This is a genomic window from Mycoplana sp. 10N416, assembly GCF_056394765.1.
The window spans coordinates 1-18544 of sequence record NZ_JBFTIM010000006.1 but is presented as its reverse complement, the minus strand read 5'-3'; the positions used below and the strand labels follow the sequence as shown (position 1 = coordinate 18544).

Below are 18544 nucleotides of genomic sequence, written 5' to 3'. Positions count from 1 at the left end.
GGTCGCATGGCGGAAATAACGGGACTGGTGCTGCCGTTCTTCGGCATGATCCTGCTGGGCTATCTGGCCGCAAAAATCACCTGCCAGCCCGCCGAGGCGCTCGGCTGGCTCAACACCTTCATCATCTACATCGCGCTGCCGGCGCTGTTCTTCAAGCTCGTTTCGAAGACGCCGATCGAGCAGTTGACGCGCGCCGATTTCATTGTCGCCAATGTCGGCGCAACCTATCTGGTGTTCGGGCTGATCTTCATCGTCGGCTTGTATCTCAGGCGCGCCACCGTCGCCGAGGCCACGGTCCAGGGGCTTGCCGCAGCCTACGGCAACATCGGCTACATGGGGCCGGGCCTGGCGCTACTGGCATTCGGCGAGCGGGCGGCGGTGCCGGTTGCGCTGGTCTTCTGCTTCGAGAACATGCTGCACTTTACGGTGGCGCCGGCGCTGATGTCGTTCTCCGGCGGCGACAAGCGGCCGGCCGCTGCGGTCGCAGGTGATGTCATCCGGCGGATCGTCACTCATCCGTTCATCCTGGCGACGGCTGCGGGTTTCGTTGCAGCCTTTTTCTCCTTCGAGGCGCCGACACCTTTGCAGCGATTGATCGATTACCTGGCACAGGCCGCCGCACCCTGCGCGCTGTTTGCCATGGGCGTGACGCTGGCGCTGCGGCCGTTGAAGCGCGTACCGGCGGAAATCATCTACATCGTTCCGGCAAAGCTCTTGCTCCTGCCGCTGATGATGTATCTGGTGCTGGGCGCTGCCGGCAGCTTCGATCCGGTCTGGGTCTATACCGCCATCCTGCTTGCGGCACTTCCGACCGCGACGAACGTCTTCGTCATCGGCCACCAATACGGCGTCTGGCAGGAGCGTGCGTCGGCGACGATCCTGATCACGACCGTTCTGTCGGTCGCGACCGTCACCATCCTGCTCTATCTGGTCAAGTCAGGCCTGCTTCCGGGTAACCCGTTCCCTTAAGGAGTAGCGGAAGGCCTTGAGCGAGCCGCCGGGCTCGACGCCTTCGCGCATCACCACACTGCGCAACGGCCCGAGCGCGGAAAGCATATGCAGGCCGGCCGTGCGCAGGATCTGGACGGGCAGGAAGCCTGATAGCAGTGAGCGGTTGAGCAGGTCGACGCTGGCGGTGCGGCTCTGGATATCGGCGCGCCGATGGCGGTCGAAGGCTTCGCCGATCGTCGTGAGCGGCTGGCCAGGATCATTCAGGAGGTCGCGCAGCGCCATCACGTCGCGCAGGCTGAGGTTGAGGCCCTGGGCGCCGATCGGAGGAAAGGCGTGGGCGGCCTCGCCGAGCAGCACCACCTTACCCTTGCCGAAGCGGTCCGCCTGCATGCCGGAGAGCGGGAAGGTTTGCGGCGAGCCTTCGATGGAGACGGCGCCAAGTATCGATTGCATGCGCTCTTCGACGGCACGGCTCAGTTGATCAAGCGGCAGCGCGCGCTTCGCTTCCGCCTCCGCCGGCGACAGCACCCAGACAAGGCTGGAGCGGCGGCCGGGCAATGGCACCTGCGTGAACGGCCCGCTTTCGGTGTGGAACTCGGTCGAGATGTTTGCGTGCGGCAATTCATGCGTGAAGTTCAGCACAAGCGCCGTCTGCGGATAGGTCCAGGTGCGTGCGGATATGCCGCTCTGGCGCCGGACCTCGGATTGGCGGCCGTCCGCGCCGACCACCAAGTTTGCCACAAGTGAACGGCCATCGGCGAGATGCAGTTCAACCGCGTTCCCGGTAAAACCGAGGCGCTCGAGCGTCGTATCGAAGCGGGTGATCGTTTCGCGCTCGGCGATCCGGCGTTCGAGATTCTCCAGGAACGGAGCGTTGGGGATGTTGTAGCCGAAGGCTGGGAGATCGACTTCGCTTGACCGGAAGCTGACCGGCGGCGCACGGAAGAGCCGCGACGTGCCGTCGAGGATGCGCATCGTCTCGAGGGGTGCTGCGACGTTCTCGATTTCGTCCCAGAGCCCGAGTTCCCGGACGAACTCGATCGAATGCGCCATCAGCGCCGTCGTACGTCCGTCGTGCGGGCGTGCGGCGGGGGCGATCAGCGCCACGCTTCGGCCCGAATCGGAAAGGGCCAATGCCGCGAGATTGCCGGCCAGGCCGGCGCCGACGATGGCGATATCAAAGGCTTTCATGCGCTGTACTTCTTTCAAGTCATTCTTACCCACAGAAATGCCTGCAGGTCTTTTTTGGCAAACTAAGCCCGAAATCTGGCAAAATCCATGGGTTGAAACGGCGCAGGTGTGCCGCGCGTCTGCGACGTGCCGGCCTGCCGCCCGATTTTCGCTGGAAGCCGCGGTCAATCAGTGCATATTACGGACGAAAAGTGGGCTGTCAGCAGGTAAGGCCGCACAATTCAGAAGGCGGGGCGCCCGACGGGGCAAACAAGGCAGGCGATGAAGTTTTTCAATTACCGACGCGTTCCCTATGCCGAGATCCGGGCCTTTTCCGTGCATATCCTTACGGCATCAGGCTCCTTTCTGGCCTTTCTTGGTGTCGTCGCCGCCGCCGAGCATCGCTTCGTCGACATGTTCTGGTGGCTGGGCCTTGCGCTTCTGGTCGACGGCATCGATGGACCGATTGCCCGCAAGGTGCGGGTGAAGGAAGTCCTGCCGAACTGGTCGGGCGACACGCTCGACAACGTCATCGACTACGTGACCTACGTGCTGTTGCCCGCCTTCGCGCTCTACCAGAGCGGGATGATCGGTGAACCATGGTCGTTCGTCGCCGCCGGCGCGATCGTCGTTTCCAGCGCCATCTACTATGCCGACATGGGCATGAAAACGGATGAGAACTTCTTCTCCGGTTTTCCGGTCGTCTGGAACATGATCGTCTTCACGCTGTTCGTCATCAAGGCGAGCGAGGTGACGGCATCGATCATCGTCTTCGTGTCCGTCTTCCTCACCTTCATGCCCATCAACTTCCTGCATCCGGTGCGGGTGCAACGCCTGCGGCCGCTCAATCTGATCGTCTTCTTCGCCTGGGCGGCGTTTGGCGGCTACGCGCTGCTGCTGCATTTCGAAACGCCGCAATGGGTGGTGCTCGGCGTTGTTGGAACCGGGCTCTATCTTTACATTATCGGCGCGGTGCTGCAGTTGTTCCCGCGTCTCGGAAAACACTGATCCCTGGGGAGAAGTCAGGTGACACAGGCTATCGTCATCCGGTCGCTCGGCGGCCCCGAGGTGCTGAAGGTCGAAGAGGTCGAGTTGTCGGCGCCCGGCCCGGGCGAGGTCCGTATCCGGCAGGCGGCAATCGGGCTGAACTTTATCGACGTCTATTTCCGAACCGGCCTCTACAAGACCGATCTGCCGTTCATCCCGGGCAAGGAGGGGGCGGGAACCGTCACCGCCCTTGGCGAGGGCGTGAGCGATTTTGCGATCGGAGACCGCGTCGCCTATGCCTCGGCCGATGGCGCCTACGCGGTCGAGCGTAATGTTGCGACGAAGCATCTGGTCAAGGTCCCGGACGAGATCTCGCTGGAGACGGCGGCTGCGATGATGCTGAAGGGCATGACGGCGCAATACCTGCTGCTGCAAACCTTTCCGATAAAGCCCGGCCATGTGATCCTGTTCCATGCGGCGGCCGGCGGTGTCGGCCTGATCGCCGGCCAATGGGCGAAGGCGCTGGGAGCGACCGTCATCGGTACGGCCGGATCGAAGGCGAAGATCGATCTCGCGCTCGCGCACGGTTACGACCATGTCATCGACTACACCAGGGAAGACTTCGCCGCGCGCGTGCTGGACCTGACCGGCGGCGAGAAGTGCGACGTGGTCTATGATTCCGTTGGAAAGGACACCTTCCCGAAGTCCTTGGACTGCCTGAAGCCGCGCGGCATGTGGGTCAGTTTCGGAAACTCCTCCGGCCCGGTGGACGCCTTCAGCATCGGTTTGCTGGCGCAGAAGGGCTCGCTGTTTGCCACCCGACCGACGCTCTTCCACTACGTCGCGACCCGCCCCGAGCTAGACGCATGTGCAAATTCCCTCTTTGATGTTGTGCGCAGTAACAAAGTGCGTATCAATATCAATCAGACTTATCCGTTGGCGGAAGCGGGGCGCGCCCACTCGGATCTGGAAACAAGAAAAACAAGTGGAACGACGCTGCTTGTTCCCTGACGCTGCAGCGGACGGGAAGAGTTGCGAGGAAAGAGGGGCATAGTGTCAGTCGCTGGAGCGTCCGCGGACAGGCCGTTGCTGGCCGTGCGCAACCTGACGAAGCTTTTCGGCACGTTTGCCGCCTGCAACGGGATCGATCTGGAAATTCAGCCGGGCGAGATTCATGCGCTTCTCGGTGAGAACGGCGCCGGCAAGTCGACGCTGGTGAAGATGCTGTTCGGCGTGCTCGAGCCGACGGACGGGCAGATCTTCTGGAAGGGCGAGGCGGTCTCGATCGGAAGTCCGAGTGCGGCGCGCAACCTCGGCGTCGGCATGGTCTTCCAGCACTTCTCGCTGTTCGAGGCGTTGACGGTCGCCGAGAACATCGCGCTGTCGCTGCCCCCAAAAATCTCGCTGGCCAAGGTCGCCGAGGAGGCTGCGCGTCTGTCGCGCGACTATGGCCTGCCGCTCGACCCGAACGCGCACGTGGCCGACCTCTCCGTCGGCGAACGCCAGCGCATCGAGATTGTCCGCGCGCTGCTACAGAACCCGCAACTGATCATCCTCGACGAACCGACCTCGGTGCTGACGCCGCAGGAGGCCGACCGGCTTTTCGAAACGCTTGCCAAGCTGAAGGCGGAGGGACGTTCGGTTCTCTACATCAGCCACCGGCTGGAGGAGGTGCAGCGCATTTGCGACCGCGCCACCGTTCTTCGCCATGGCAAGGTGACCGGCGATTGCGACCCGCGGAAGGAAACGCCGGCCTCGCTCGCCCGCATGATGGTCGGAAGCGACGTGGCAACCGTTACGGCGGAAGGCACGAACACCAAGGGCGACGTGCTGCTCGAGGTTGCTCATCTCAGCGTCGGGGCCCGCACGCCCTTCGCTGTCGCACTGAAGGACATCTCGCTGAAGGTGCATGGCGGCGAGGTGCTTGCGATCGCGGGTGTTGCTGGCAATGGGCAGGGCGAACTGTTCGATGCCCTCTCGGGCGAGTTCCCCGTCCGCGATGCTAACGCCGTCCGGATCCGCCAGCGGCCGGTCGGCAGGCATGGCATCACCCCACGGCGCCTGATGGGAGCGAGCTTTGTTCCGGAAGAACGTCACGGTCATGCGGCCGTCATCGGCATGTCGCTTTCCGATAACCTTGTGCTCGCCCGCAGCCAGTCCGATCGCGCGGCGTTCCTGGGGGGCGGCGTGCTTGGCATCATCAAGTCCGTGGCCGTCCGTCTGGCCTCCCGGCGAATTTCGGAAACGATGGACGTGCGCAAGAGCGGTGAAGATCCGCTGGCCGGTTCTCTTTCCGGCGGCAACCTGCAGAAATACATCGTGGGGCGTGAACTGGACCGCCGGCCCGCTGTCCTCGTCGTCAACCAGCCGACCTGGGGCGTCGATGCCGGTGCCGCCAGCCGCATCCGTCAGGCGCTCGTCGATCTCGCCAAGGCGGGGTCAGCCGTGCTCGTCATCAGCCAGGACCTCGACGAGATCTTCGAGGTGGCGACGGAAATCGCCGTCATCAGCGAGGGGCGGCTGTCGGCGTCCTATCCGGCACGCGACATGACGCGCGAAAAGATTGGCCTTCTCATGGGCGGGATGCACGACAAGACAGAAGGCGCGGAGGCTGCCCATGCGCATTGAACTCGAAAAGCGGCCCACTCCATCGGTTCTCTACGCGGTTCTTTCCCCGTTCGTCGCGCTGGTGCTGACGGTGATCACCGGCGGCATCATGTTTGCCCTGCTTGGCAAGGATCCGATGAGCGCGCTCTACAGCTTCTTCGTCGAGCCGCTGCTCGACGTCTGGTCGCTGCATGAGATCGCGATCAAGGCCGCTCCCCTGATCCTGATTGGCGTCGGTCTTTCCGTTTGCTATCGCTCCAACAACTGGAACATCGGCGCGGAGGGGCAGTTCATCATGGGCGCCATCGCCGGTGCGATCGTCCCGGTGGTCTTCCACGACTGGCACTCACCGCTGGTGCTGCCGCTGATGCTGATCTTCGGCATGATCGGCGGAGCGCTCTATGCCGCGATCCCAGCCTTCCTCAAGGCGAACCTGAACACCAACGAGATCCTTTCGAGCCTGATGCTGGTCTATATCGCCCAGCTCTTTCTCGACTGGATCGTGCGCGGCCCCTGGCGCAGCCCGGAAGCCTACAACTTCCCGATCACGCGCGACTTCGCTCCGGAAGCCGTGCTGCCGGAGATCCTCGCTTCCGGCCGCACCAATCTCGGCTTCGTCTTCGCCATCGTTGCGGCCCTCCTTGTCTGGTTCATGATGCGTTACACGCTGAAGGGCTTCGAGATCACCGTGCTCGGCCAGTCGGAACGGGCAGGGCGCTTCGCCGGCTTCTCGTCGCGCCGGATGATCTGGTTCTCGATGCTGCTGTCGGGGGCGCTTGCGGGGCTCGCCGGCATCTCGGAGGTCAGCGGCAATATCAACAAGCTGCAGCCGATCATTTCGCCCGGCTATGGCTTCACTGCGATCATCGTCGCCTTCCTTGGCCGCCTCAATCCGATCGGCGTCATTATCGCCGGCCTGGTCCTGGCCTTGACCTATGTGGGCGGGGAAGCGGTGCAACTGACCCTCAGCGTCTCCGACAAGGTAACCCGCGTGTTCCAGGGACTGTTGCTGTTCTTCGTGCTGTCGTGCGACACGCTCATTCGATACAAGATCCGGCTCGTCTTCTCAGGCAGGATGGCCGCGGCGGCGCAAAGCGGGACCGAATAATGGGAATTGTCGAAGCGATCCTGCTGACCGTCATCACCGCGGCGACGCCGCTGGTGCTGGCAGCGCTCGGCGAACTGGTGGCCGAGCGCTCCGGCGTCCTCAATCTCGGCGTCGAGGGCATGATGATCATGGGCGCCGTGCTCGCCTTTGCCGCGACCGACGCCACGGGCTCTCCCTACATCGGGATTCTTGCCGGGATTGCCGGCGGAGCGTTGTTCTCGCTGCTTTTCGGGTTCCTGACGCTGACGCTCGTCGCCAACCAGGTGGCGACCGGCCTGGCACTGACGATTCTCGGCCTTGGTGTTTCCGGTCAGATCGGTGAAGCCTATGTCGGCATGTCCGGGATCAAGCTTCCCGAAATCACCATCCCGCTGCTTTCCGAGATACCGTTTTTCGGTCGTCTGCTCTTCAAGCAGGACCTGATCTTCTACATCTCGATTGCACTCGTCGCCGGCGTGAGCTGGTACCTGTTCAAGAGCCGTTCGGGTCTAAAAATCCGGGCGATCGGTGACAACCATGCCTCGGCGCACGCGCTCGGCATCGGCGTTATTCGTACCCGCTATCTCGCTGTCCTGTTTGGCGGCGCCTGCGCCGGTCTCGCCGGTGCGCAGCTGTCGCTCGTCTATACGCCGCAATGGGTGGAGAACATGACGGCGGGCCGGGGCTGGATCGCGCTTGCGCTCGTCGTCTTCGCGTCCTGGCGCCCGTGGCGCGTGCTTGCCGGCGGCTATCTCTTCGGGGCTGTCTCCATCAGCCAGTTGCACGCGCAGGCGCTCGGCCTTGGCATCCCCTCACAGTTCCTGTCGGCACTGCCCTATGCGGCGACGGTTGTCGTGCTCGTTCTGATATCGCACAATCGGCGGATGACGCTGATCAACACACCTGCATCGCTGGGAAAACCCTTCGTGCCGGATCGATGAAGAAAATACCGCACATCAAGTCTCTAACCATTGAGGTCGAAATGAAAAAGCTTTTACTCGCACTCGCAACCTCGGCCGCCGTGCTCGGCTTTGCCGCCGGCGCCAGCGCCCAGGACAAGACCAAGATCTGCTTCATCTATGTCGGCTCGAAGACCGACGGCGGCTGGACGCAGGCACACGATATCGGCCGCCAGGCGCTGCAGGCCGAGTTCGGCGACAAGATCGAGACGCCCTTCCTCGAGAACGTTCCGGAAGGCCCGGATGCCGAGCGCGCCATCGAGCGCATGGCCCGTTCTGGCTGTGCCCTGGTCTTCACCACCTCGTTCGGCTTCATGGACGCCACGATGAAGGTCGCCGAGAAGTTCCCGGACGTGAAGTTCGAGCACGCCACCGGCTTCAAGTCCGCTCCGAACGTCGCCACCTACAATTCGCGCTTCTATGAAGGCCGCTACATCCAGGGCCAGATCGCCGCGAAGATGTCGCAGAAGGGCGTCGCCGGCTACATCGCCTCGTTCCCGATCCCCGAAGTCGTCATGGGCATCAACGCCTTCGTCCACGGCGCGCAGTCGGTTAACCCGGACTTCAAGGTCAAGGTGATCTGGGCCAACACCTGGTTCGATCCGGGCAAGGAAGCCGATGCGGCCAAGGCGCTGATCGACCAGGGCGTCGATATCCTGACGCAGCACACCGACACCACCGCGCCGATGCAGGTCGCCGCCGAGCGCGGCATCAAGGCCTTCGGTCAGGCCTCCGACATGATCAAGGCCGGTCCGGAGACGCAGCTGACCGCGATCGTCGACACCTGGGGCAACTACTACATCAAGCGCACCAAGCAGCTGATGGACGGCACCTGGAAGTCCGAGCAGATCTGGGATGGCCTGAAGGACGGCATCCTGACGATGGCGCCCTACACCAACATGCCTGATGACGTGAAGAAGATGGCCGAGGAAACCGAAGCCAAGATCAAGTCGGGTGAGCTTCATCCCTACACCGGCCCGATCAAGAAGCAGGACGGTTCGGACTGGCTGAAGGAAGGCGAGAAGGCCGACGACGGCACGCTGCTCGGCATGAACTTCTACATCGCCGGCGTGGACGACAAGCTGCCGCAGTAAGCGGAACGGGCCGGCCGCTCCAACGGTCGGCCAGTTCTCGCTCTATCGACTTGGAATGACCCCGGGAGCCGGCAGGCTGCCGGGGTCATTTGCGTCGGTACTTTTGAGCGACCTTCGCGCTACACGGTCGGTACACGCAGCCGCAGGAGTGCGTAGCACGCTGGTCGACGCCGCATGCTCATCGGTATGCTGGTGGGCCCTCGCACCCGTTTCAGGAAGACGCCGACGCGCTTGGCGCCAGTGTGTCGATTGCGCAGGTTAGGTTGGCCGGACGATCAATTTCATCTAAGCGTTGTCCGGTTCCTTGCCCGTCATTCGGGAATCATCTTACGCTCTGGGCGTCGACACGTTTTGCCCGCTCGATGCCGGTTGGTGTAACGGGTTCGATCGTGGCATGGCAGTGGTGATTGGAGGAGCGCTTCCGACAATCAGATCCGGCTTCGTGGGGGACGCTGATTGGCATCTGCATCGCCGGGCAGACCTGCTCATCCGGATGATGTGCGAAGATATTGATTGGCCTTCTGCTTTTCGGGTCTATGCTTGTGTAGACGGGGCTTTTAGCCCTCGTGCGAAGAACGGCAGGCGGTTAGCCTGAGGGTAGTGGAACCCGACCTCTGGTCTTAAGGGGACTGCCTGACCTGATTTGAACATTGCGGCCAGTGCATCGAGGGAGTGTTGGCGGCAGGGAGAGGATAGGACCGATTGCGCAAGGGGTTGCTCGAAACCGTCATCACAGGGGCAAGTACGCGTACCAGTCATGCGCAGGTCGTCAACGAACTGGGGCGTGCCATCGTCGCTGGCGAATTTCCGGTTGGATCGACGTTGCCGGGAGACGCCGAACTTGCCGCCCGCTTCAAGGTTTCGCGGACGGTGCTGCGCGAAGCGATGAAGACGCTGGCTGCCAAGGGACTGATCGTGCCCCGGGCGCGGATCGGCACCCGTGTCACGCCGCGAGCGCAGTGGAACCTTTTCGACAGCGACATCCTGACCTGGCAGCTTGCGAAAGGCGTCGACGAGGCTTTCCTGCTGGATCTCAGCGAGGTCCGGCTGGCGTTCGAGCCGCACGCCGCCGCTCTCGCTGCGCGATTTGCCACCGATGCCGACATCAGCCACATGATGCGCCTTGCCATGGCGATGGGCGATCCCGAGCATACGGCGGAAACGCTGGCCATGGCCGACCTGAAATTTCACCTCAGCGTGCTCGAGGCTTCCCGCAATCCCTTCTTTCGCACGATCGGCAGCCTGATCGAGGCAGCGCTCGTCGGCGTCTTCCGGCTCAGTTCGCCGGCCAGGGATCGTGGCAAGATCGACGATGTCGCCGCCTCTCATATCCGTATTGTCGAGGAAATCCGCCGCCGCGACGAAACGGGCGCCCGTCGGGCAATGGAGAATGTCATTCGCGTCGGCCGTGAACGCGTCGTCGATGCACTGACCGAGCGCAGTCAGCCGCAGACGCAATGAAAGCGGCTTTGGCAGGGGCGAAAACTGGAGTAGGTGAGTTGTTCTGCGCAACCCGCTCACACGCCGGCCGGATGGATCTGCGCTCAGCGCCGCTCAATCGTCGTTGCTGGCATTCAGGTCCTCAGGTCGCAGGCCGTCCTCGGCGTGGTGCTCGACCTGCGCCGCCCCCATCGACTGATAGAGGTTGAACAGTGCTTCGCTGGCGCGCGAGGCATAGCGGAACCACTCCGCGTTTCCGGCGATGGCGGGATGGTGCAGGAGGTGCTGGTCCAGAAGGTCGAGCACGATCGAAGCCGTATGGGTCGCCTCATGGAAGCCGGTGGTGCCCGGCGCGTTGCGGAAGAGGAGCTCGGCCGAGGTTGATTGCTTGACCCGCGCCAGTTCGGTCACCAGCTTCACGCGTTCGTCTTCGAGTTCGACATCGCTGCTTTCGATCATGGATGCAGTCTTGCACAGGCTCGACAGCCTGTCGAGCGCATGTCTTCGCCGGGGAGATCGCGGCGCGGCCGCCACCGAGCGTCAGGCCAGGCTCCGGGCGACATCGATGACGATCGACAGAAACATGCCCGAAGCCGTCAAAACCAGTCCGATTGCGAACTTCCGGGTGCCGGACTCGAACACGTTTCGCTTCAGCGAATTGAGACGAAGCAATTGCCAGAGCGCCAATCCCTGAAAGACGATGCCGGCCGAGATGAGGGCCAGCGTCGGCAAATCATCGATGCTCCATTCGTTGGGGTTGTTTGTCCAGGAGTTCAGGAAACCGAGCGAGAAGGCGAGCACGATGCCGAAAACGGTGATGTTGCCGTTTCGGAAGAGGACATCGATATTGCGCTCGCCTTCCGGTCCGTCGCTATGAGCCATGCCGCCTCCAATGAAAGAGCGATCGGGGTCGCTGCGATGCCATGCCCCTTCACAGCGGCTGGGTCGCCCGGTTGACGGCAATGGTCAACCACAGCGTATCCTCTCCGAGTGCGGGCTGCTGCAATGCGATCCGGCGGTCCGAACAAAAAACACTAAAAGCGCGGCGAGGCTTCGTCATGGTGCTGCGGACGATGCTGCTCACGCTGGCGCCGCATCCCGTAGGCGATCAGGACACCCAGCGTGGCGGAACCGAGAACGACAGCAAACAGTGCGAGAAAATTTTCCATGACATGCTCCTCCCTTGCTTGAGGATAGCATGCGTGCCCGGTAGGCGGGAAGCCGTGGGCAAGGCGCCTTCGGGTGAGCCAGGTTCGTCAATTCGTGGTGCCGGCGAATGGAAGGGCTGCGGCTCGCCCGGCGATCCGCCCGATGTCAAGGCACCAGGCGAATACAGGACCCTGAGCCTAGTAGCCCCCGCCCATGCCGCCACCGCCGCCTGCGGATCCGCTCTCATGCCCTTGGGACGGGTTGGTGCTGTATGTATTGGCCCGTTCGCTCGCGCAACCGGCAAGCGACAACAGGACCAGTGCAACGGCGGCAGTCAGAACGCGGTGGGTCATCGAAGCCTCCAGCGCCGCGGCTAGCGGCGAGGCGATTGTCCTCTCCTGGTGTGCTGGAGACAATCCCCCCGGGATCATCAGCGCGCGCATTGGATGGGGCTCGGCCTTCTGCAGAACCACTGACATGTCGTTCGCGTCCAAGCCGCGCAGGTTTCCGGCCGACCAATTTGCCGCGTTGATCAGGTGCGGCTGTGACGCCCTGACAGAAATTCAATAGCACCAAGGCGTGCGCACAGATTCGTGGGTACAAGCAGCAGGCAACCATTGCTTTGAAGTGCCTGATTTATCATCTTTCTGAAGCAACGTTATAGAAGGAGTGAAAATGAAGTGCGTCCAGTGCTCGCGACCAGCGCTTTATCAGGTGGACAATGGCCTCCCAGTTTGCCTGACGTGCTGGGCGATCATCGAAGACATACACTTCAGAAAGTGGTTGCAAAGCGCTGCGATGTTGAATCAAGTCCAAGACGACATGGACGCGTACATGCCGATTGGGCCGATGAGAGGGAGAATACCTGTGACTGATATTGCCAGGGCAGCTTCACGCTCCAGAACCTATAACAACATTCACATCGCGAACTCGAATGTTGGTGTCGTGAACACGGGACACCTGGCGAGGATCGACGCCGCGATCACGATCTCGAAAGGGACCGAAGCAGAGGAATTCGGAGCGCGCCTCAAGGATCTAACCGACGCGATCGTCAACGACGCCGTTCTTGATGCCCAGTTAAGGCAGCAGATGGTTGAGGTGGTCCAGGCAATATCGGACCAAGCAGTCAGCAAAAATCCGAGCGATATCGTCGCTACAACCCTCTTCGAGAGGCTAAAGCAACTCGCGTCCGACACCGCGGTGATCGCTGGAGCTGTCGAGAAGCTGCATGACGCTTGGTTGCATCTGCAGAATATGATCTGAGCGGTGTGTAACGAATGCCAGAAGCCCCCGCGACCCCTGAATTTGCGCGCGAACTGAGCCAGAATCAGCGGAAATACCAAAGAATGAGTCAAAACGTCGCGTTGCCGATTTCTGAATCGTCTCTCTGAATCGCCAGTGATTTTTGAAGAAAAATGGTGCCCCCAGAGAGACTCGAACTCCCGACCCCCTGATTACAAATCAGGTGCTCTACCAACTGAGCTATAAGGGCACACCGGGAGGGAGTTAGCATATTTGGCCCGGCTGTAAAGGAAAAAAACGTCAGATCGTCCAGTCGGCCGTTTCGGCCGGGCGCGGGATGACGTACTTGCAGCCCGCCATTGAACGCGGCAGGTTTTCCGCGAGGAAGTCGATGAGCGCCCGCACGGCCGGCAGCATGCCGTGGCGGGAGGTGAAGGCCGCATGGATCGACGATTCCGGCGAGGCCCATTCCGGCAGCACCGGCTCGAGGACGCCGCTGTTGAAGCCGCGCTCGGCAATCCGGTCGGGAAGCAGGCCCACGCCGATGCCTTCGATCACCGCCCTTTCGAGAATGCCGAAATCGACGCACGACAGGACCGGATTGTGCGCGATGTCACGGAAGCCGCCGTCTGCGTCGACAAGCGTCCAGACCGCCCGGGTCGGTTGCTCCTGCATGGCGATGGTCGGCAGTCGGGAGAGGCTTTCGAGCGTGATCGGCCCGTGCCGGGCAACGAAGGCCGGACTGGCGGCCAGATACTGGCGCGCGTCGCCGAATTTCCGGACGACGATCGATTGGTCACCCTCGTAGCTTGCCCGCACCCTCAGCGCCACGTCGATCCGTTCCTCGATCAGGTCGATCGGCCGGTTCGTCGTCAGGATCGACAGCCGCACGCGCGGATATCGTTTCAGGAACAGCGGGAGAATATCGGCCAGCATCGGCGCAAATCCGAGCGGCATGGCGAGACGGATCGGGCCGGCCGGTTCGGACATGGCTGCGGCGACGATGGATTCGGCCTCCTCCACGCCGGCGAGGATCGTTTCGCAGCGTTCGTAGAAAGCTTCGCCGATATCGGTCACGCGCAGCTTGCGGGTCGAACGCTCGAGCAGCCGCACGCCCAGCTGCTCCTCCAGATGGGCGACGCGTTTGCTAATCTTCGATTTTGGCATGCCAAGCGCGTTCGCTGCCGCCGTGAAGCCCTTGTGCTTCACGACCGCGGCAAACAGCGCGAGATCGTTGAGGTCCTGCATGGAAAGGTCCGGTTCGACGCTAGAGCCTTCATTATTGTTTCCCCCGGGAAACAGTCAATCGGTTTTCCGGCCTCTAATCTGGCGATTGTGCTCGGCGCATATCAGAAGCACCCAATCTTCAATCAAAGGTGCTACGCCCATGAATGTCCTTCATATCGATTCCGGAATTCTCGGAGACCATTCCGTGTCCCGTCGCCTCACCGCAGCGATCGCGGCAGAGGTCGTCGCCAACCATCCAACTGCCACGATCACCTATCGCGACCTTGTCGCCGATCCGCTGCCACACCTGACCGGCGCGCATCTGATGGCCGCCAACGCAAAGCCGGAAGACCTCGACAGCCAGATTTCCGCCGACGTGGCCGCAAGCGCTGCCGTGCTCGAGGAATTTTTAGCCGCCGACACGGTCATCATCGGCGCGCCGATGTACAATTTCGCCCTTCCGAGCCAGTTGAAGGCCTGGATTGATCGCATCGCCGTCTCCGGCAAGACGTTTCGGTACACTGAAAACGGTCCGGAGGGGCTGGCGAAGGGCAAGAAGGTGATCATCGCGTCCACCCGCGGTGGCCTCTACAGCACCGGTCCGGCGGCGGCCATGGACCACCAGGAAAGCTATCTCGGGACGGTCCTGAGCTTCATCGGAATAACGGATGTGGAGATCGTCCGCGCCGAGGGCCTCAACCTCAGCGCCGATTCCAAGGCAACCGCCATCGCCAAGGCCGAGCGGACCATTGCCGGCTTCGGCAGTCTGAAGCTTGCGAGCTAGGGCAACGCAGTCGAAAACCCGTCGACCCGCCGGAGCGGTATTACCGGCGGGTTTTTCATCGTGCGAGGCGCGCGGGTATTTTCGCCTGAGCTGCTTGGCCATGGAGGGGCGACCCGAGCCGTCTCGACAGCGGCGAAAAAGGGCATAGACTTGGGAATTGGAGAGGGCAGCGGAGGTGACCGATGCGGCCCGTTGCGTTCTTGACGATCCTGTTGGCCTTGTTGGCGCTGCCGATCGACATTGCGGCGGCGGGCGGATTGGGCGGCACCCTCTGCACCTGCCGCAACCGAGACGGCAGCCGGCACCAGCTCGGCTCGCTCGTGTGCCTGAATGTCGACGGACGCCGCTATCTCGCCCGGTGCGAGATGGCACTGAACGTGCCCAACTGGAAGAGGGTGCAGGACAGCTGTCCCGTCGCGGCTGGCGGTCGTCTTTTGCAGAGCCTTCCAGCTGCGCTGTGATCGGCTAACTAGATTCGACCAAATCAAGGACGACCGGCGGCTCTCGGTAAGGGCCGGCAGCCCGTTACTTCACCAGATATTGCCGGGATGCGTAGAGGGCGATCGCCGCGGCGTTGGAGACGTTCAGCGATTTGATGGCGCCCGGCATATCGAGGCGGGCCAGCGCCTTGCAGGTCGCCCGGGTCTTTTGCCGCAAACCTTTGCCCTCCGAGCCGAGCACCAGCGCGATCTTGTTGCCCGAAAGCGTCGCCTCGAACGGCTGCGGCCCCTCGGAATCGAGCCCGACGGAGTAGAAACCGAGCGCGTGCAGTTCCTCCATCGCCTCGGCCAGATTGGTGATCTGGATGTAAGGGATGAGTTCGAGCGCGCCTGATGCCGATTTGGCAAGCACGCCCGATTCGGTCGGCGAATGGCGCATGGTGGTGATCACCGCTCCGGCGCCGAAGGCGACGGCGGTTCGCAGGATCGCGCCGACATTGTGGGGATCGGTGACCTGATCGAGCACCAGGATCAGCGGACTCTCCTTTAGCGCACCCAGCCTGCGGACGGGCAGCGGGCGGGTTTCCAGCATCACCCCCTGGTGGATCGCCTCTGGGCCGAGCACCTTGTCGATATCGGACGGCAGCACGGATTCGACCGGATAGGGAAGGGTGGCCGGATCGGGCAGCTCAAGGCGCTGGGCGGCATTCTGTGTGACCGACAGCTTGATGATGTGGCGCTCGGGATTGTCGAGGGCGGCGCGCACGGTGTGCAGGCCATAGAGGAAGACCTGATCGGCGGCGAGCGCCGGCGCTTTCCAGCCTTCCGCCTGCTTGCGGCGGCGATCGTCCTTCGGCGTCGGGATCTCGCCGCGCTCGCGCCGTTGGTCGCGGTGCGCGCGTCGAAGATTGGCGTAATGGGTGTCCCGGCCGCTGCGGCCGCCGCCTGCGTCATCTTTGCTCATGCCGCCTTATAACCGCCGGCGCAGAATCCGCAAATCCAATGATCGCTTTGGTATCGTCGTTGCGAATTTGTTTTTCCCAACTTTTTCCAAAACATCGTGTTGACAGGAGGAAACGGGCCGGTCATATACGCGGCGCAGATCGAAGAGGCGCCTTGCTTCGGCCGGAACCGCTCTTAGATCTCAGATGCTTGGTCGCTTGATCCCGACAGAAAAATGGAGGGATGCCCGAGTGGTTAAAGGGGACGGACTGTAAATCCGTTGGCTATGCCTACGCTGGTTCAAATCCAGCTCCCTCCACCATTCTGTTGGTATGGATCGAACGCCGCGGGTATAGCTCAATGGTAGAGCAGCAGCCTTCCAAGCTGAATACGCGGGTTCGATTCCCGCTACCCGCTCCAGTTCCATCATTCTATTTCCGCGTGCTTACGATTTTGTGCCCGTGCTGTAGGCGTGCCTGAGAAAGGCTTCGTAGTCATGCGATTGGTGAGGACGAGCTGGGCTGCAGCCGTGCAGCAAGGTCTCCGCTAGGCTGGTGATGTCTGATTCCGGATGCGCAAGGCGAACAAGAGGGGAGTACTGCGCCAACCACTGGTTCTTGTGGGTCCTGACATCGAATAGCACACTGGGCACGCGACACAACGCGCTTAAGATCGCCATGTGATAGCGGCCGCCAATATGCAGGCGGCACTGCGACACGACGTCGGCGGCCATTTCAATGCTGGCTGTTTCGGCAAAGATCCCGCCTCTTGCAATCACCTCACGTTCAAAAGCGGCAAAACGATCGGCGGCGCGCGTGAGGACAACGGGGCGCAGGGAGAGGGAATCACAGGCGCGCAGCGCCGACTTGAAAATCCGAACATCGTCTCCTTCGTTGTTTCGCGCGCCCGTTGTGATCAGGCATCCGTCACGGTCGCTGCCATCCGCCGGTGCGATCCGAAGGAAAGCGGCATCGGGCAAGAACGTTATGTCGTGATGCTTGGCCGAGACCTCGTCTCGGGCCGCCACGAACCGCAGCGATTTGAACAACTGCTGCAAATAGTCGTCCCGCTCGTCCCGATAGACGGGTATCGTTCCGTTGAGGACCGCATACGGTTTCGCGAGCCGCTGTGCGACCATGACGGGCGTGAAGAACGTGGCGAGCCCTTCCAGTGAGGTCTCGTCGTCAAGCGAACCCTCGGGCTGAAGAAGGATGAAATCCGAAGCGACGATGGTGTCGAACGCGCTTTGACCGTAAGCATCCAGCAGCCGTTCTTGCAGCAACGTCGCCTCGGGCGTCCGGGCAACGCTCGATCTGAACGCCTTACGAAAAGCGGCAAAATCAAAACCGATTGAGGTAATTGCCGCATCGGGGAGCGCCCGCCGTATCGTGTGCTTAAGCCCCTGGCTTGTCAGGCGGCAGCCAATGTTGACCCTGAAATCCGTATCATTGAACAACGCGACATTGATGCGGCCTTCGGTTTTACGGCTCCGGGTCATTTCCTGGACAAAACTCTTGTAGGTTGCCCAGTATTGCGAGACATCGCGATCCAGAATCCGCTCACATATGGCCAGTGCATCGTCATACATCTCTTCTTTGACAAGAAGCGCGACGGCACGGCGAAGTTTTGTGCAGTCCTGCGGCCTCTTGCTGGCCGATTTCACAAGGTGGTATGCGAATTTGGCCTTTGCCTTTCCCCGGTAGAGCTTGGCCATACGCCAGTGGAAAGCAGAAATAGCGTTGCTTATCATTGCTGCAATGCCCTTTTTCCAGAAATTAATTCCAAGGTCATCAAGCGCATGTAACGGGATTTGTTCTACACGCAGCATGCACTAGAAGCGTACGCTGGGACAACGGAAGACAAGTAAAGATCGGGCTTTGCGCACAAGGAATTGGCTTTTCGGGTCGCACGGGTTGGCGGCGCGATGAAGGCAGCGTGGCGAACTTGAACCCGCGGGCGCGTCAGTCCGGCGATCCGAGGAGCAGGTTTTACAGGGAATCACCAGGACCTCATGAACTGGCGGCCGATTAAGTTGAGGACATGGTCTACGGCTTGCCACGGCTTATGATATCGAACTTGTCTCGATATTCATTCGGTTGATCAAAGGAAATCGGCAAGCCCATGAATAAATGCAGCAAGTACTGAATGTAGGTTGTGGAATAATCTTCCAGTGGTCCAACCTAAATTACGCAACCGTCCGCTACGTCCGCGGCCGCACAACTCTCTATTTAAGGCTTGCGCATTCCTTGCGAAAGCCTTAAACGGCTGCCAAACCGGAAGGGCCGGTTAAGCCCAAGTTTCGTTTACAGGAAGAATGAAATGGCAAAAGGTAAGTTTGAGCGCAACAAGCCTCACGTAAACATCGGCACGATCGGCCACGTCGACCATGGCAAGACGTCGACGACGGCGGCGATCACGAAGTACTTCGGCGAGTTCAAGGCGTATGACCAGATCGACGCCGCTCC

20 protein-coding genes and 3 tRNA genes are annotated in these 18544 nt (G+C 61.6%); 14 read left to right on the top strand and 9 right to left on the bottom strand.

Features of this window, described 5'->3' with window-relative positions; all coding sequences use genetic code 11:
• The first annotated feature begins 6 nt into the window (after positions 1-6).
• On the top strand, positions 7-969 hold the full coding sequence (locus tag AC1DDS_RS13455; protein ID WP_477479364.1) for an AEC family transporter: 963 nt from the start codon (positions 7-9) through the stop codon (positions 967-969).
• On the opposite strand, the gene AC1DDS_RS13450 is transcribed toward AC1DDS_RS13455, so the two are convergent.
• Positions 937-2142 carry a UbiH/UbiF family hydroxylase gene (locus AC1DDS_RS13450; protein WP_477479363.1) on the bottom strand — a complete coding sequence of 402 codons (1206 nt, stop codon included), beginning with the start codon at positions 2140-2142 and terminating at the stop codon, positions 937-939. The two genes, AC1DDS_RS13455 and AC1DDS_RS13450, sit on opposite strands and share 33 nt — an antisense overlap.
• A 261-nt stretch (positions 2143-2403) precedes the next feature.
• Between AC1DDS_RS13450 and pcsA the strand changes: the two genes are divergently transcribed.
• From pcsA to AC1DDS_RS13415, 7 genes are all read left to right on the top strand, one after another.
• Positions 2404-3129 carry a phosphatidylcholine synthase gene (gene pcsA / locus AC1DDS_RS13445; protein ID WP_477479362.1) on the top strand — a complete coding sequence of 242 codons (726 nt, stop codon included), beginning with the start codon at positions 2404-2406 and terminating at the stop codon, positions 3127-3129.
• An 18-nt stretch (positions 3130-3147) separates the two neighbouring features.
• Positions 3148-4119, top strand: a complete 972-nt coding sequence (locus AC1DDS_RS13440; RefSeq protein WP_477479361.1) for a quinone oxidoreductase family protein — start codon at positions 3148-3150, stop codon at positions 4117-4119.
• A gap of 42 nt (positions 4120-4161) precedes the next feature.
• Entirely contained in the window at positions 4162-5736 is a 1575-nt protein-coding gene (locus AC1DDS_RS13435) for an ABC transporter ATP-binding protein (protein WP_477479360.1), read from the top strand.
• Positions 5726-6823, top strand: a complete 1098-nt coding sequence (locus AC1DDS_RS13430; RefSeq protein WP_477479359.1) for an ABC transporter permease — start codon at positions 5726-5728, stop codon at positions 6821-6823. The genes AC1DDS_RS13435 and AC1DDS_RS13430 overlap by 11 nt, the downstream gene beginning before the upstream one ends.
• A complete protein-coding gene (locus AC1DDS_RS13425) occupies positions 6823-7743 on the top strand; it encodes an ABC transporter permease (RefSeq protein ID WP_477479358.1) in 921 nt (306 codons plus the stop codon). Before AC1DDS_RS13430 ends, AC1DDS_RS13425 begins: the two co-directional genes overlap by 1 nt.
• A gap of 41 nt (positions 7744-7784) precedes the next feature.
• Positions 7785-8855 carry a BMP family ABC transporter substrate-binding protein gene (locus AC1DDS_RS13420; RefSeq protein ID WP_310424360.1) on the top strand — a complete coding sequence of 357 codons (1071 nt, stop codon included), beginning with the start codon at positions 7785-7787 and terminating at the stop codon, positions 8853-8855.
• Positions 8856-9557: 702 nt separating this feature from the next.
• Entirely contained in the window at positions 9558-10316 is a 759-nt protein-coding gene (locus AC1DDS_RS13415) for a FadR/GntR family transcriptional regulator (protein ID WP_310424358.1), read from the top strand.
• 93 nt (positions 10317-10409) lie between these two features.
• On the opposite strand, the gene AC1DDS_RS13410 is transcribed toward AC1DDS_RS13415, so the two are convergent.
• The 4 genes from AC1DDS_RS13410 to AC1DDS_RS13395 form a co-directional block, all read right to left on the bottom strand.
• Positions 10410-10754 (bottom strand): hypothetical protein, encoded by a 345-nt coding sequence (locus AC1DDS_RS13410; protein WP_310424355.1) that lies wholly within the window; start codon positions 10752-10754, stop codon positions 10410-10412.
• An 81-nt stretch (positions 10755-10835) separates the two neighbouring features.
• Entirely contained in the window at positions 10836-11177 is a 342-nt protein-coding gene (locus AC1DDS_RS13405) for a hypothetical protein (RefSeq protein ID WP_310424352.1), read from the bottom strand.
• Positions 11178-11329: 152 nt separating this feature from the next.
• The gene (locus AC1DDS_RS13400; protein WP_477479357.1) at positions 11330-11464 is read right to left on the bottom strand and encodes a hypothetical protein; all 135 of its coding nucleotides are present in this window, start codon (positions 11462-11464) and stop codon (positions 11330-11332) included.
• Between the two features lie 177 nt (positions 11465-11641).
• Positions 11642-11923: a hypothetical protein gene (locus AC1DDS_RS13395; RefSeq protein WP_477479356.1), complete on the bottom strand. Its 282-nt coding sequence runs from the start codon at positions 11921-11923 to the stop codon at positions 11642-11644.
• 388 nt (positions 11924-12311) lie between these two features.
• Here AC1DDS_RS13395 and AC1DDS_RS13390 point away from each other — a divergent pair, with 388 nt between their 5' ends.
• Entirely contained in the window at positions 12312-12707 is a 396-nt protein-coding gene (locus AC1DDS_RS13390; RefSeq protein WP_477479355.1) for a hypothetical protein, read from the top strand.
• 153 nt (positions 12708-12860) lie between these two features.
• Here the strand turns inward: AC1DDS_RS13390 and AC1DDS_RS13385 are convergent.
• Positions 12861-12936: transfer RNA gene (locus tag AC1DDS_RS13385), tRNA-Thr, on the bottom strand.
• Positions 12937-12986: 50 nt separating this feature from the next.
• On the bottom strand, positions 12987-13934 hold the full coding sequence (locus tag AC1DDS_RS13380) for a LysR family transcriptional regulator (RefSeq protein WP_477479354.1): 948 nt from the start codon (positions 13932-13934) through the stop codon (positions 12987-12989).
• Between the two features lie 139 nt (positions 13935-14073).
• Here AC1DDS_RS13380 and AC1DDS_RS13375 point away from each other — a divergent pair, with 139 nt between their 5' ends.
• Together AC1DDS_RS13375 and AC1DDS_RS13370 are read left to right on the top strand one after the other, a co-directional pair.
• On the top strand, positions 14074-14697 hold the full coding sequence (locus AC1DDS_RS13375) for an FMN-dependent NADH-azoreductase (protein ID WP_477479353.1): 624 nt from the start codon (positions 14074-14076) through the stop codon (positions 14695-14697).
• Between the two features lie 182 nt (positions 14698-14879).
• Positions 14880-15158 (top strand): hypothetical protein, encoded by a 279-nt coding sequence (locus AC1DDS_RS13370; protein WP_477479352.1) that lies wholly within the window; start codon positions 14880-14882, stop codon positions 15156-15158.
• Positions 15159-15222: 64 nt separating this feature from the next.
• On the opposite strand, the gene AC1DDS_RS13365 is transcribed toward AC1DDS_RS13370, so the two are convergent.
• A complete protein-coding gene (locus AC1DDS_RS13365; RefSeq protein ID WP_477479351.1) occupies positions 15223-16101 on the bottom strand; it encodes a TrmH family RNA methyltransferase in 879 nt (292 codons plus the stop codon).
• Between the two features lie 215 nt (positions 16102-16316).
• Here AC1DDS_RS13365 and AC1DDS_RS13360 point away from each other — a divergent pair.
• Both AC1DDS_RS13360 and AC1DDS_RS13355 read left to right on the top strand, forming a co-directional pair.
• A tRNA-Tyr gene (locus AC1DDS_RS13360) sits at positions 16317-16401 on the top strand.
• 24 nt (positions 16402-16425) lie between these two features.
• Positions 16426-16499: transfer RNA gene (locus AC1DDS_RS13355), tRNA-Gly, on the top strand.
• Between the two features lie 25 nt (positions 16500-16524).
• Here the strand turns inward: AC1DDS_RS13355 and AC1DDS_RS13350 are convergent.
• On the bottom strand, positions 16525-17829 hold the full coding sequence (locus AC1DDS_RS13350) for a polysaccharide pyruvyl transferase family protein (RefSeq protein WP_477479658.1): 1305 nt from the start codon (positions 17827-17829) through the stop codon (positions 16525-16527).
• A 569-nt stretch (positions 17830-18398) separates the two neighbouring features.
• On the opposite strand from AC1DDS_RS13350, the gene AC1DDS_RS13345 reads away from it, so the two are divergent.
• Positions 18399-18544, top strand: a 146-nt coding sequence (locus AC1DDS_RS13345; protein WP_477477730.1) for a GTP-binding protein, incomplete at its 3' end; no start/stop codon positions are given.